At 70.8% G+C, this 12,478-nt stretch carries 12 protein-coding genes, 1 tRNA gene and 1 pseudogene; 8 read left to right on the top strand and 6 right to left on the bottom strand.

Going from position 1 to position 12,478, the window contains the following annotated elements; translation table 11 throughout:
* Positions 1 to 138 precede the first annotated feature (138 nt).
* Both CBQ26_RS03155 and CBQ26_RS03150 read right to left on the bottom strand, forming a co-directional pair.
* Positions 139 to 783: a hypothetical protein gene (locus CBQ26_RS03155; RefSeq protein ID WP_143341961.1), complete on the bottom strand. Its 645-nt coding sequence runs from the start codon at positions 781 to 783 to the stop codon at positions 139 to 141.
* 191 nt (positions 784 to 974) lie between these two features.
* Positions 975 to 1,568 carry a flavin reductase family protein gene (locus tag CBQ26_RS03150; RefSeq protein ID WP_088247136.1) on the bottom strand — a complete coding sequence of 198 codons (594 nt, stop codon included), beginning with the start codon at positions 1,566 to 1,568 and terminating at the stop codon, positions 975 to 977.
* 123 nt (positions 1,569 to 1,691) lie between these two features.
* On the opposite strand from CBQ26_RS03150, the gene gltX reads away from it, so the two are divergent.
* Positions 1,692 to 3,113, top strand: a complete 1,422-nt coding sequence (gene gltX / locus CBQ26_RS03145; protein WP_172417895.1) for a glutamate--tRNA ligase — start codon at positions 1,692 to 1,694, stop codon at positions 3,111 to 3,113.
* Positions 3,110 to 3,463 carry a DUF1304 domain-containing protein gene (locus tag CBQ26_RS03140; RefSeq protein WP_088247134.1) on the top strand — a complete coding sequence of 118 codons (354 nt, stop codon included), beginning with the start codon at positions 3,110 to 3,112 and terminating at the stop codon, positions 3,461 to 3,463. The genes gltX and CBQ26_RS03140 overlap by 4 nt, the downstream gene beginning before the upstream one ends.
* A gap of 71 nt (positions 3,464 to 3,534) precedes the next feature.
* Here the strand turns inward: CBQ26_RS03140 and CBQ26_RS03135 are convergent, their stop codons facing one another.
* Positions 3,535 to 4,749: an META domain-containing protein gene (locus tag CBQ26_RS03135; protein ID WP_088247133.1), complete on the bottom strand. Its 1,215-nt coding sequence runs from the start codon at positions 4,747 to 4,749 to the stop codon at positions 3,535 to 3,537.
* Between the two features lie 215 nt (positions 4,750 to 4,964).
* Here CBQ26_RS03135 and CBQ26_RS03130 point away from each other — a divergent pair, with 215 nt between their 5' ends.
* Together CBQ26_RS03130 and CBQ26_RS03125 are read left to right on the top strand one after the other, a co-directional pair.
* Entirely contained in the window at positions 4,965 to 5,390 is a 426-nt protein-coding gene (locus CBQ26_RS03130) for a cobalamin B12-binding domain-containing protein (protein ID WP_078300392.1), read from the top strand.
* A 43-nt stretch (positions 5,391 to 5,433) separates the two neighbouring features.
* Positions 5,434 to 6,624: an MFS transporter gene (locus CBQ26_RS03125; protein WP_088247132.1), complete on the top strand. Its 1,191-nt coding sequence runs from the start codon at positions 5,434 to 5,436 to the stop codon at positions 6,622 to 6,624.
* A gap of 61 nt (positions 6,625 to 6,685) precedes the next feature.
* Here the strand turns inward: CBQ26_RS03125 and CBQ26_RS03120 are convergent, their stop codons facing one another.
* Both CBQ26_RS03120 and CBQ26_RS03115 read right to left on the bottom strand, forming a co-directional pair.
* Positions 6,686 to 7,978 (bottom strand): hypothetical protein, encoded by a 1,293-nt coding sequence (locus CBQ26_RS03120; RefSeq protein WP_088247131.1) that lies wholly within the window; start codon positions 7,976 to 7,978, stop codon positions 6,686 to 6,688.
* Between the two features lie 249 nt (positions 7,979 to 8,227).
* A tRNA-Ser gene (locus CBQ26_RS03115) sits at positions 8,228 to 8,317 on the bottom strand.
* 109 nt (positions 8,318 to 8,426) lie between these two features.
* On the opposite strand from CBQ26_RS03115, the gene plsY reads away from it, so the two are divergent.
* The 4 genes from plsY to CBQ26_RS03095 all read left to right on the top strand — a co-directional run bounded on the left by plsY (position 8,427) and on the right by CBQ26_RS03095 (position 11,337).
* Complete coding sequence (gene plsY, locus CBQ26_RS03110) at positions 8,427 to 9,023, top strand: glycerol-3-phosphate 1-O-acyltransferase PlsY (RefSeq protein WP_088247130.1); 597 nt, start codon at positions 8,427 to 8,429, stop codon at positions 9,021 to 9,023.
* 253 nt (positions 9,024 to 9,276) lie between these two features.
* Positions 9,277 to 9,576 (top strand): hypothetical protein, encoded by a 300-nt coding sequence (locus CBQ26_RS03105; RefSeq protein WP_088247129.1) that lies wholly within the window; start codon positions 9,277 to 9,279, stop codon positions 9,574 to 9,576.
* Between the two features lie 45 nt (positions 9,577 to 9,621).
* On the top strand, positions 9,622 to 10,146 hold the full coding sequence (locus tag CBQ26_RS03100) for a hypothetical protein (protein ID WP_088247128.1): 525 nt from the start codon (positions 9,622 to 9,624) through the stop codon (positions 10,144 to 10,146).
* Between the two features lie 171 nt (positions 10,147 to 10,317).
* Positions 10,318 to 11,337 carry an aspartate-semialdehyde dehydrogenase gene (locus tag CBQ26_RS03095; RefSeq protein WP_088247127.1) on the top strand — a complete coding sequence of 340 codons (1,020 nt, stop codon included), beginning with the start codon at positions 10,318 to 10,320 and terminating at the stop codon, positions 11,335 to 11,337.
* 128 nt (positions 11,338 to 11,465) lie between these two features.
* Here CBQ26_RS03095 and CBQ26_RS03090 read toward each other — a convergent pair.
* A pseudogene (locus CBQ26_RS03090) lies at positions 11,466 to 12,458 on the bottom strand (aldo/keto reductase).
* Positions 12,459 to 12,478: the final 20 nt, after the last annotated feature.

Here is a 12,478-nt window from a genome sequence, read left to right as displayed (position 1 = left end):
GCTGCAAAGCCCGCCCGGTCCGAGCGGATGCGACTCGTAGAGCTGCACCGCAGAGCAGGAGAGAAACGCCCCTCCGGACGTGGAGCCGTCAGGGGCGGTGAACTTCCGGATTGCCGTCGAAACAACCGGCAGTCCGTATCAGCGGTTGAAGGCGCTGCGCTGCCCGCTGAACAGCGCCGGGAAGGTCTGGCGCGCGGCGGTGCTCAGGACCGGCTGCACCCAGTACGGCAGGTTGCGGCGGGCGTTGCGGATCTCGAAGCGTCCGTCGCGGCTCTCGGTCGTCACGCCGGTCCAGCCGGGCCGCAGGGTCAGGGCGTAGTAGGTGTTCAGGCCGGCGCAGCGGCCGCTCAGGGTGACGGTGCGGTCACTGTAGATCCACTGGCCGCGCTCGGTGGGGTCGGTGGGCGCGTCGCCCTGCACGAGCGTGGCGACTGCGTTCGTGGCGGGATTGAAGAGCAGCAGGGTCTCGGCGGTGTACGTGCGTGCCCCGGCGGGCGTGACCTTCACGCCGGGGCAGACATCCAGGGGCTGCACGGGCGGCTGGAAGGTGCCGGGCACCACGACGTTGAAGCGCGTGCCGGTCAGGGGGCCCATGCCCAGCAGCCAGCCGCCGCCCAGGTTGGTCATCAGGACGCGCAGTTCCCCGCTGCCCAGCGGGCGGGTCGCGGTGGGGTTGCGGATCTCGCCGCCCACGCTGAACGCGGCGGCGTGCGCGGCGCCGGTCAGCAGCAGCGGCAGCAGGGCCTGGACGAGACGGACGGACTGGCGAGCGGAGCGGTTCACGCCCCTGACCATCGGGGAGGCGCGTCAGGGCGGTGTCGGCGAGTGTGAGGTTCGTCATACGGATTCCGGTTGTTTCGCCAACAATCCGGAACTTCGCCGGATTGCCGGCTCCACGTCCGGAACCCGTTTCCCTCCTACTCGCATCCGCTCGGATTGAAGGGTCTTTGCAGCCCTTTCAATCGGAGTCCGTATTACAGCCCGTCTGGGCGGGCGTCCAGCCGGTCGGCGCCCAGGGTGGCGTACAGGCTGCGGCCCAGGTACAGGGCGGGCGGGGCGGCGAGCAGGCCGCGCGGGTCGAAGGCGTCCGGGTCGAAGCGGACCTCCTGCACGTGCCCGACGATCAGGTCGTGATCCCCGACCGGGATGACCTGCGTGACCCGGCAGGTGTAGTGCAGGTACGCGCCGCTCAGCGCCAGGGGTTGCTCGCTCAGGGTGGGCAGGTTCAGCAGGGCGTGCTTGTCGGTGCCGTCGTGGGCGCTGTGCAGGCCGCTGCCGTGGATGGCGTCCGCGCGGGCCAGCGGCAGGAAGTTCACGCCGAACGCCCCGGACGCGCGGATCAGCGGGTACGTGGCGCGTTCGCGGCCCAGCGACACGCCGTACAGGGGCGGCGTCTCGCTCAGGGCGGTGTGCCAGCCGGCGGCCATGACGTTGCGCGTGCCGGCGTGCGCGGCCGTGACCAGCGCGACCGTGCCGGGGTAGTAGCCGAAGAGGCGGGTGGTGGTCTGCGTCAGGCGCGTGGCAGGGGCCGGGTGATCGGTCGGGGACGGGTCGGGGTGCGGGGACATGCCCTGGCAGCATAGGCCCTGGCAGCCGGGGGGGGCCGGGCGGGCGGCGCGGACAGGGCGGGACGGGCAGGGCGGGACGGGTGGGAAGGCAGGAACGCCCCGCCGCCTCGTATGCTGTGCGTCATGTCTGTCGTGACCCGCATTGCTCCGAGTCCCACGGGTGACCCCCACGTGGGCACCGCGTACATCGGCCTGTTCAACCACACCCTGGCCCGCCAGTCGGGCGGGAAGTTCATCCTGCGCGTCGAGGACACCGACCGCAACCGCTACGTGCCGGACAGCGAGAAGCGCATCTTCCAGATGATGGCGTGGCTGGGCCTGACGCCCGACGAGTCGCCGCTTCAGGGCGGCCCGAACGGCCCGTACCGTCAGAGTGAGCGCTTCGACCTGTACGGCGATTACGCCCGTGGGCTCGTGGCGAGCGGGCACGCCTACTACGCCTTCGAGACGGCCGATGAGCTGTCGGCGCTGCGCGAGGCGGCGCAGGCGGAGGGCCGCGTGATCGCCGTGCCCAGCCGCGACCTGGACCCGGCAGCGGCGCAGGCGCGGGCAGAGGCGGGCGAGGCGGCCGTGATCCGTCTGAAGGTCCCGCGTGAGGGCGAGACGGTCGTGAACGACCTGCTGCGCGACCCGATTCACTTCCAGAACCGCGAGATCGACGACAAGGTGCTGCTGAAGGCCGACGGCTTCCCCACCTATCACCTGGCGAACGTCGTGGACGACCGCCTGATGGGCGTGACGCATGTCGTCCGGGCCGAGGAGTGGATCACCAGCACGCCCATTCACGTGCTGCTGTACCGCGCCTTCGGGTGGGATGAGCCGGTGTTCGCGCACATGCCGTTGCTGCGCAACTCGGACAAGTCCAAGATCAGCAAGCGCAAGAACCCCACGAGCGTCGAGTGGTACCAGGGGCAGGGCTTCCTGCCCGAGGCGATGCTGAACTTCCTGGCGACGATGGGCTGGACGCACCCGGACGGCCTGGAAGTGTTCGATCTGGCCGAGTTCGAGCGGGTGTTCCGCCTGGAGGACGTGACGCTGGGCGGCCCGGTGTTCGATCAGGCGAAGCTGCGCTGGTACAACGGCAAGTACCTGCGCGAGGTACTGAGCGAGGACGAGGTCGCCCGGAGGCTGCACGCCTTCCTGGCCGATCAGAAGGTGAATCTCCCCCTGGACGACTACTTCCGCTCGGTCGTGCGCCTGATGACGCCGCGCATCGAGGTGTTCAGCGAATTCATGGAGAAGACCCCCTACTTCTGGTCCGAGGAGTACCCGGTGACCGAGAAGGCGCAGGCGGCCATCGACGACGCGCGCGAGCTGCTGCCGGAACTGGCTGCCACGCTGAAGAACCTGCCGACCTTTGACGCGGCGTCCATCAAGGCGGCCTTCGCGGCGTTCGCCGAGGAGCGTGGGCTGAAGCTCGGGAAGGTCATGCCGCCCGTGCGCGCGGCCGTGGCAGGCACCATGGAGAGCCCGGACCTGCCGGACCTGCTCGCCACGCTGGGCCGTGACCGGGTGGTCGCCCGGACCTCCAAGCTGGGCGCATGACCCTGCTCGCCGCCGCGCTGGTGGGCCTGATCGCCCTGCTGCACGTGTACATCCTGGTGCTGGAGATGTTCCTGTGGACCACCCCGCGCGCCATGAAGGCCTTCGGGACCACGCCGGAACTCGCGGCGACGACGCGCGTCATGGCGGGCAACCAGGGCCTGTACAACGGCTTCCTGGCAGCTGGGCTGATCTGGGGTCTGGTCACCGGCTCGGCGGCGATTCAGCTGTTCTTCCTGGCGTGCGTGGCGGTCGCGGGCCTGTACGGCGCGGCGACCGCGAACCGCCGCATCCTGTTCATCCAGACGGTCCCGGCCGCGCTGGCAGCGCTGGCGGTGCTGCTGGCCCGCTGAACGCCGTACAACATCAAGGGCGGCACTTCCAGATGTGGAGTGCCGCCCTTCTGTGTGCGTCAGGCTTACCTTCAGCGGGCCTGGAATTCCCAGCGTTCGGCGGGCGCGTCGGGGGTGGCGTCCACCGTCAGGGTCAGGGTCTGCCCGCGTCCGGCGGCGCCCTGCACGGTCAGGGTGGGTGCGCGGTCCAGCAGGCCGATCAGGTTCACGCCGGTTTCCGGGCAGGCGATGCGGGTCGTGAAGGCCGGGCCGGTCAGGCTCAGTAGAGTGCCGCGCAGGGCGTAGGGCGCGCCCACGTTGTTGCAGCCGTCCACGCCGCCCACCCGCCCGTCCCGGAAGGTCAGGCTGACGGGCCGGGCGGTGGCGGGCGCGGGCGCGCCGTTCACGCGGGTCAGGGTGTACGTGGCGGCCGGGTCGGGCATGACCGGGGTGGGCGCCGGGGTCGCGGTGGACTGGGGGCCGCGCGTGAGGGTCAGGGTGCCGACCGCGCCGCTGAGGGTCAGGGTGCTGCCCGCCTGCGTGACGGTCAGCGGGGCGCGCAGCAGGCCGGTCAGGGCGGTTTCCGCCTGCGCCTGGGTGGGCGTGCAGGCCATGCGGGTCGAACTGACCGGCCCGAAGGTCACGCGCGCCGGGCTGTCCAGCAGCGCCCCGGTGCCGCGCAGGGCGTTGCAGCCGACCACGCCGCCCAGCGTCACTTTCGGCCCGTCGAAGCTGACATTCAGCAGGCCGCTGATGGGCAGGTCGCGCCCTGCGGCGTTCAGGCGCGTGACGGTCCAGGCGCCGTTCAGGGTGGTGTTCAGGCGGTCTCCGGTGGTCGCGCGGAAGGTCAGGCGGCCCTTCCCGGCGCTCAGGGTCAGGGTGTCGCCGCTCAGGGCGTAGCGGGTGGTGGCGCGCAGCAGGTTCAGGTAGTCCTCGCGCAGGCTCAGGGCGGCGTCGGTGCAGGTCTGACTGCTACCGCCCTGCACGCCGCGCAGCAGCAGCGTGGCCGTTTTCAGCGGGCCGGCGGTGCCCAGGCGGGCCGCGCCGCTCAGGGGGCTGCATCCGGTACTGCCGCCCAGGGTCAGTTCGGCGCCGCTGCCGCTCAGGGTGGGGGCGGTCAGGGTCAGGGTGGGGCGGGTCAGGCGCGCGCCGGGCGTGATGGGCGCGCGGCCGGCGGGCTGCACGGTCTGCAACACCCAGGTCGTCCCGACCAGCGCGGGGCTGGGCGTGGCTGGACCCGGTGCGGATGGCGTGGGCGTGGGCAGCGAGGTCAGCACGGCCAGGGTCAGGGGCAGCAGGGCGCTCATGAGAAGGGTTGTACACCGCGTTCCTGATGGGCGCGTGACGACCGGTCACGACGGGCGCTCCAGACGGCAGGGCGGGACAGTCGGGCGCGGCGGTGCGTAGAATGGCAACCAAACGCCCGTTAGGGTCCGGGAGGTGCGGCGCGAACCGTCCTCCGGCCCCTCTGAATGCAAGAGTGCGCCGCCCGGTCAGCCGAGACGGGGGCAGGAGGAACCACATGACACAGGACCGCCGAATTCGAGTACTGATCGCCAAACCCGGCATGGACGGCCACGACCGTGGCGCGAAGGTCGTGGCGCGCGCCCTGCGGGACGCGGGCATGGAGGTCATCTACACCGGCCTGCGCCAGACGGCCGAGATGATCGTGAACGCCGCCGTGCAGGAGGACGTGGACGCCATCGGCCTGAGCGTGCTGTCCGGCGCGCACATGCACTACTTCCGGGAGGTCATGACCCTGCTGCGCGAGCAGGACGCGCAGGACATCATCGTGTTCGGGGGCGGCATCATCCCCGATCAGGACCTGCCGACCCTGGCGGAACTGGGCGTGGGGCGCGTATTCACGCCCGGAGCCAGCACCGAGGACGCCGCCACGTACCTGCGCGGCGCGGTGCAGGCCCGCTGGCAGGCGCAGGGCGAGGCGTGAGTGGTGCGCGGCGTGAGCGGCGCGGGGCTGTCATCATGCCGGCATGAGTGACGCCGCGCTGCCCCGCCCCGCCCTGAACGTCGGGAGGCTGGCTCCCCTGTACGCCGCGCAGGCCCTGGCGACCGGCGCGACCACCGTCAGCACCGTGCTGGCCAGCCTGATCATGAGCGGCCTGCACTTCGAGACGCTGGTGGGCCTGCCCAGCACGCTGATCAGCACGTCGGCGGCGCTGTCGGCCGGGGCGTTCGGGGCGCTGATGATCCGCCGGGGCCGCCGCACCGGCCTGAGCGCCGCCTTCGCGCTCGGGGCGCTGGGGGCCGCCGTGGGCTTCGTGGGCGCCCGCTGGGAGCTGCTGCCCGTGTTCCTGCTGGGCGCGTGCCTGATGGGCGCGGCGCAGGGCGGGTACCAGCAGGCACGCTACGCCGCCGCCGAGAGCGTGCCCGACGACCGGCGCGGCGCGGCGCTGGGCGCGCTGATGCTCATGAGCGTACTCGGGTCGTTCCTGATCACCGGGGCGTCCCGGCCCATCGAGACGCTGGGCGCGGCGCTGGGCAGCACCCCGGAGGTCGCCGGGTGGCTGGTCGGCGGGACGCTGCTGGGCGTCGCGGCCCTGCTGATCCGCCTGTGGCGGCCCACCGCCCCCACCCCTGCGCCCACCGCGCGGCCTGCCCAGGCTGCTGCCCCCGCGAAACTGACGGTCCGGGCGGCCTTCGCCATTCCCGGCGTGCGCAGCACCGCGCTGGCCCTGGCCGCCGCGCAGGGCCTGATGGTCACCCTGATGAGCCTCACGCCGCTGCGGGCGCACCACATGGGCATGGATCACGGCGCGGTCGCCGCGCTGATCAGCGGGCACATCCTGGGCATGTTCGGCTTCGGCTGGCTGACCGGCCCGCTGATCGACCGGCTGGGCCTGCGCTTCGGGTACGTCAGCGGCGCGCTGCTGCTGGCCGCCGCCGCCCTGAGCGCCCCCCTGAGCGGCGCGGCGTGGCTGGCCGTCAGCATGTTCCTGCTGGGCCTCGGCTGGAACCTCGCGTTCGTGGCGGGCAGCAAGTCCCTGACCCGCTTCCCGGCCGCGCAGGGCGTCACGGACGGCCTGGGGTACGTCGCGGCGGGCGTGGGCACCGCGCTGGGCGGCGTGATCATCGCCCGCGCCGGCTTCCCCGTCCTGGCCGGAGCCTGCGCCGTCCTGGCGCTGCTGCCGCTGTTCAGCGCGTGGCGGGTCCGCACCACCTGACCCGTGACCGGTGGGGGGAGGTGTGCGGCACGCCTCTCCCCCACCGGTCAGAGGCCGCTGGTCAGGGATTGGCGGCGCTGACGAAGGTGTCGTCGCCGGGCGTGGCGCTACTCTTGCCGCCGTTCTGGTCGTAGCGCACGCCGCTGTTCATGCGGGTCACGGCGACCGACTGGGTGTTCGCGGCGCTGACGGCCCCGTTCGCGGCGAACGAGCGGCTCCAGAGGTACCAGCGGGGCGCGGCGCCGTGCTTGCGGGCCAGTCCGCTGGCGGGGTTCAGGTCGAACACGTAGTCCGGGAAGACCTCGGTACGGCTGATGAATTTAGCCATGTTCAGGTTGTTGTCGCCGCCCAGGTCCAGCAGGCGGCTGGACTTGATCCACTCGACGGCCACGCCGCTGCTTTTCAGGGTCTGCGCGATGCGGGCGCTGCGGGCGGCGGGGTTCGCGTCGGGGCTCAGGTAGGCGTACGAGTGGCCGTAGGCGGCGCTGGCGGGCGACCAGAACGGGTCGGCCAGGATCACGCGCCGGGGGCGTTTCGCGGCGCTCAGGCCAGCGTCGGCGTAGGCTTTTTCGGTCATGGCGAGGGCCATCTGCGCGCCCAGCGAGTGCCCCATGACGCGCACGCCCTCGGCGCCGCTGTACGTCCACTGGCTCAGGGCGCTGCGGTAGGCGTTGTAGAACAGCTGCCCGGCGCTGACGGTGGGGGCGCCCGTCACCGAGTACGCGCCGGTCGGGGTGCGGTAGCGCATGCCGATGTTCTGCGTGCGGCCCAGCGTGTCGCGGTACGAGTACCCGGCCGTCCAGATCTTCGCCTGAGAGTGGTACGGCACGCTGACGGTGCCCTCGTCGTCGGCCAGTTGCGTCCAGTGGAACAGCGCCACGTTCCACCCGGCATTGATCCAGGCGTCCGCGACATTCAGGTTGCCGTCACTGAAGTAGAAGTTGTCGCGCACGCCCGCCACCGTGCTGCCGTCCTGCCAGCCGTGCACGAACAGCATCACGGGCTTCGCCGGGTCGTAGTACCCGCTGATCGCCGCGCCGTCCGCGCGGGCCTTGCAGCCCACCCCGCCGGGGCTGCCGCTCTCGCCCCTGGCGTACCAGTACACGCCGGTATCCAGGCCGCTCTGCCCGAACGGCAGGGCCAGCGCCGTGGGGCACGCGGCCGCCTGCGCGCTCAGGGCGCCGCCCCGGCCGCTTCCCTCGGCCAGCAGCGCCGTCTGCGCCTCACTGAACCCCGCCGGGAGGCCAGCGGTGGCCGCCAGTTGCGGCTGCGGAGCGGACGAGCAGGCCGCCAGCGCGGCACTCAGGATCAGGGCGGCAGGCAGACGGGCAGACGACAGGAACGATCTGGGCATACGGGATTTCCTCCGGGCAGAGCGGGACGCGGCAGATGGGGCCGGGCAACGGCGCGCCGGCCGGAAACTGAAGTTGTAGGTGCAAGCGGCACCATACGTCACCCCGCCGGCCTGAAACCAGTCCCCGCAGTTCAAGATTTCCGGCGAATGAAAAACCCCCGGCGCGGGGGCCAGGGGCAGGACAGGACGGAAGCAATGAACAGAGCGCCGGAGCAGGCCTGGGGCCGACTGCGACGCTCTGATTCTGGCTGGCGGAACGGGAGAGATTCGAACTCTCGGTACGGTTGCCCGTACACACGCTTTCCAGGCGTGCCCCTTCAACCACTCGGGCACCGTTCCAGCGCACAGCAGATTAGCGGGTCAGGGCAGGAAAATCAAATCTGGGGCCGGGCCGTATGCCGTCCGGCCCGCAGGGATGCGCGGCCCGCCGATGCCCTAGAATGCAACTGTGACCTTTATTGCCGTGCTGGCGGTGCTGATTTCTTATGTGGTCGGAGCGATTCCGGCGGCGGCCTGGGTGGCCCGCACGCGTGGCGTGGACATCCTGAAGGTCGGGAGTGGCAACAGCGGTTCCACGAACGTCCTGCGGACCCTGGGCAAGGGCCCGGCCATCGTCGTGGCGATCTTCGACATTCTCAAGGGCGCGCTGGCGATCTGGCTGGCGCGTGCGCTGGGCCTGGACGCGCCCATGCAGGCGGCGTGCGGGGTGGCCGCCGTGATCGGGCATAACTTCAGTCCGTTCCTGAAGTTCAGGGGCGGCAAGGGCGTGGCGACCACGTTCGGGACGATCTGTGCGCTGCTGCCCGTGGCGGGCCTGGGCTTCTTCCTGATGGGCATCACGACCGTGTGGCTCACGCGGTTCGTGTCGGCGGGCAGCATCCTGGGCGCGCTGACGGGCGCGTTCACGGCGTACCTGCTGGGCGCGCCGCTGTGGCTGTCGCTGGTCGTCTCGGCGCTGGCCGCGCTGATCGTGTGGCAGCACCGCGAGAACATCCGCAAACTGCACGCCGGGAACGAACGCCGTTTCGGCGAGAAGGTCAGCTGAGCCTCACGCACGCCGGGCCGCGCGCACCTCATACGGACTCCGATTGAACGGCCTTGTAAGCCGTTCAGTCCGAGCGGATGCGAGTAGGAGAGAACCGGGTTCCGGACGTGGAGGTGACAATCCGGAACTTTACCGGATTGTCAGCGAAACAAACGGAATCCGTATCGCAGGTCGCGGCCCGGCGTGCGCTATGCTGGGCGGGTCAAGACAACTGAACGGCGGGACCCCGGCCCCGTCACGTTGCGAGGAGTGCATGTCGGCCAGGATTCGCGTTTACGGTAAGGAAGCGGTGTTCACGCAGGGCGCGTGGCAGTGCGACGACGAGAGCCTTCAGGCGATGCTGCAGGCGCTGGCCGACCCGCGCGCCGTCACCGAGGAGCAGGAGCGCACGCACGCGCTGTACGCCGCCGGACGCTTCGGAGGCCTGATCGCCACCGAGTACGGCTGGGAGGCCGCGCCACACCCGGAAGCGGAGATCAGGATGGAGGACTTCGCCCCGGCCCGGCAACCCGAACGCGCCGGGTGGCTGAGCTTCCTGCGGCGGCGCAAGTAGGGCACCTGCGGCAACTCTTGCTCGTCCTGCCGCGTACCGTGAGGCATGTCCCGCCCTCTGCTTCTGGCTGCCCTGTTGACCCTGCCCGCCACCCAGGCGCAGACCGTTCCCGCCCCGGGTAGTGCCGCGCCGACCACGCTGGCGCAGGTGGCCGTGACCGGCACGGTGATCTGGAAGACCGGACACGACGGCTTCATCCTGCGGAGCCTGACCGAACCGGACTTCCTCTTCGCGTTCCTCACGAGCGCCGCGCCGAAACAGCCCATCCGCGACCTGAAGATCATGGTGCCCAGGCACGCCCTCAGCGGGACGCAACTGAACCTGATGCAGGAGTTCCTGGGACGCGCCGGACGCACCTGCCTGAAGCTGAGCGGCCCGCAGGTCCGCGACCTGACGGACTGGCTCGCTACCCAGAGCCTCGAACCCCGGACGTTCGGCACGCTGACCGTCCAGCGGGACGGGGCGCTCGACATGAACTCGTTCACCTATCAGACGACCATCACCCTGACCGTCCCCACCGCCGGACCCTGCGTGCACCAGGGCGTGGGCGACGCTCCCGTGCGCCTCTGAATCCCACGGTCCCTTCACGCTAGGCAGGCAGCCTTGACCCCCGGAGGGGCAGCGCCTACGCTGGGGGGCATGAACGCCGTCATGACCACCATTACCCCGTGAGGGCGGTGTCCTGATGGCAGCCGCCCCGCGAGACACGCCGGGCGGTTTTTTTGTGGGAAGGAGACGAGCATGCGCGTAGCGATTGTCGGAGCGACCGGAGCGGTGGGGCACGAGCTTCTCAAGGTGCTGGAGGGCAGCAGCCTGCAATTCGACGAGTTGCTCCTGTTCGCCAGTCCGCGCAGCGCGGGCACGCAGCTGACCTTCAAGGGCCAGTCCCTGACCGTGCAGGTCACGCCGGAAGGGGCGATTGACGCGGACGTGATCCTGGCGTCGGCGGGCGGCAGCATCAGCAAGGCGCTGGCGCCCAAATGGGTGGAGGGCGGCGCGGTCGTGATCGACAACTCCAGCGCCTTCCGCTACGACGCCGACGTACCGCTGGTCGTGCCCGAGGTGAACGGGGACGCGGCCCTGGGCCACAAGGGCATCATCGCGAACCCGAACTGCACGACGGCCATCGCCGTGGTCGCCGTGGCGCCCATTCACCGCGAGTACGGCGTGAAGCGCATGATCGTCAGCACGTATCAGGCCACCAGCGGCGCCGGGGCCAAGGGCATGGAGGAACTGCTGGAGCAGACGCGCGCGGAGCTGAACGGTGAGCAGGCGCAGGCGAGCGTGTTCGCGCACCCGATTCCCTTCAACGTGATTCCGCACATCGATTCCTTCCAGGACAACGGGTACACCAAGGAAGAGATGAAGGTCGCCTGGGAGACCCGCAAGATCATCGGGGACGACAGCCTGAAGATCAGCTGCACCGCCGTGCGTATCCCCACGCTGCGCACGCACAGCGAGGCCATCACCCTGGAACTCGAACGCTCCGCCACGCCTGGGGCCGTGCGCGAACTCTTGGCCGGGGCCGCCGGGGTCGAGGTGCGCGACAACCCGGAAGGTAAGCTGTACCCCATGCCCCTGACCGCCAGCGGCAAGTACGACGTCGAGGTGGGCCGCATCCGCGAGTCGCTGGTGTTCGACGGCGGCATTGACCTGTTCGTGGCGGGCGACCAGCTCCTGAAAGGCGCGGCCCTGAACGCCGTGCAGATCGCCGAGTACCTCCAGCAGAAAGGCGCGCTGAAAGCGAAACAGCGGGCGTAAGGGGGGAGTGGGGCCGGGTTGATTCTCGACTCGACCCGATCCCAGGAAAGCCGGAGCGTCCTGCCCCGGCTTTTTCTGTGACCCTGGGCACCGGAGCCGGAAGTCTCCCCCACCCCACGTCCTGCGGCCTAGCCGCGCGTGATGCGGTCCACCTCGGCGCGTTCGTCGGCGCTCAGGGTCCAGCTGGCGGCGGCGACGTTGGCGTCGATCTGTTCGGGCCGGGTCGCTCCGGCGATGACACTGCTGGTCTCGGGGAAGGACAGCAGCCAGCTGAACGCCAGTTCCAGCAGCGTGTGTCCCTGGCCCTCCGCGAAGGTCCGCAGGTTCTCGACGACCGCCCAGTTGCGCGGGGTCAGGTAGCGGTCCTGCGCGCCCTGGCTGCCCGTGATGCGCGCGCCGTCCGGGAGGGGTTGCCCGGCGTGGTACTTGCCGGTCAGGAGGCCGCTGGCGAGCGGGAAGTACGGCAGCAGGCCCAGGTTCAGGTCACGGGCGGCGGGGATCAGGTCGGTTTCGATGTCGCGGACCAGCAGGCTGTGTTCGTCCTGGCAGGACGTGAAGCGCGCCCAGCCGTGCTGGCGGGCCAGGGCGTCGGCGGCGCGCACGTCGGCGGCGGGCATGTTGCTCACGCCGATGGCGCGCACGAGCCCCTGCTGCACGAGGTCGTTCAGGGTGCCCAGGGTGTCCTCGATGGGCGTGTGCGGGTCCGGGGTGTGCAGCTGGTACAGGTCCAGGTAGTCCGTGCCGAGGCGGCGAAGGCTGGCCTCCAGCGCCTATCGGATGTACTCGGGCCGGGCGCCCTGCTGGCCGTCTCCCATGTCCATGCCGAACTTGCTGGCCAGGATGATGTTCCGGCGTTCCGGGCCGAGGGCGCGGCCCAGCATCTCCTCGCTGCCGCCCCGGTTGCCGTAGATGTCGGCCGTGTCGAACAGCGTGATGCCCGCATCGAGCGCGCGGCGCACGACGGCGGTGGTGGCGGTCTGGTCGAGGCGACCGCCGAAGTTGTTGCAGCCCAGCCCGACCGCCGAGACGCTCGGTCCGCTGTGCCCGAGGGGTCGGTGGGTGGGGGTGCTGCCTGCCGCCTGGGTGCCTGCCGCGTGGGCGCCTGATTCCGGGTTGTTCATGCGCGCAGCGTAGCGCACCC

The organism is Deinococcus indicus, from assembly GCF_002198095.1.
In the GTDB taxonomy this organism is placed as follows: domain Bacteria; phylum Deinococcota; class Deinococci; order Deinococcales; family Deinococcaceae; genus Deinococcus; species Deinococcus caeni.
This window is presented reverse-complemented; position numbering and strand designations above follow the sequence as displayed.

Excerpts from the sequence above, each read along its gene's own strand:
- CBQ26_RS03150 (WP_088247136.1), bottom strand. The coding sequence starts at position 1,568 with ATGTCCCCGCACCCCGACCCGTCCCCGACCGATCACCCGGCCCCTGCC.
- gltX (WP_172417895.1), top strand. The coding sequence starts at position 1,692 with ATGTCTGTCGTGACCCGCATTGCTCCGAGTCCCACGGGTGACCCCCAC.
- CBQ26_RS03140 (WP_088247134.1), top strand. The coding sequence starts at position 3,110 with ATGACCCTGCTCGCCGCCGCGCTGGTGGGCCTGATCGCCCTGCTGCAC.
- CBQ26_RS03135 (WP_088247133.1), bottom strand. The coding sequence starts at position 4,749 with ATGAGCGCCCTGCTGCCCCTGACCCTGGCCGTGCTGACCTCGCTGCCC.
- CBQ26_RS03130 (WP_078300392.1), top strand. The coding sequence starts at position 4,965 with ATGACACAGGACCGCCGAATTCGAGTACTGATCGCCAAACCCGGCATG.
- CBQ26_RS03125 (WP_088247132.1), top strand. The coding sequence starts at position 5,434 with ATGAGTGACGCCGCGCTGCCCCGCCCCGCCCTGAACGTCGGGAGGCTG.
- CBQ26_RS03120 (WP_088247131.1), bottom strand. The coding sequence starts at position 7,978 with ATGCCCAGATCGTTCCTGTCGTCTGCCCGTCTGCCTGCCGCCCTGATC.
- CBQ26_RS03105 (WP_088247129.1), top strand. The coding sequence starts at position 9,277 with ATGTCGGCCAGGATTCGCGTTTACGGTAAGGAAGCGGTGTTCACGCAG.
- CBQ26_RS03100 (WP_088247128.1), top strand. The coding sequence starts at position 9,622 with ATGTCCCGCCCTCTGCTTCTGGCTGCCCTGTTGACCCTGCCCGCCACC.
- CBQ26_RS03095 (WP_088247127.1), top strand. The coding sequence starts at position 10,318 with ATGCGCGTAGCGATTGTCGGAGCGACCGGAGCGGTGGGGCACGAGCTT.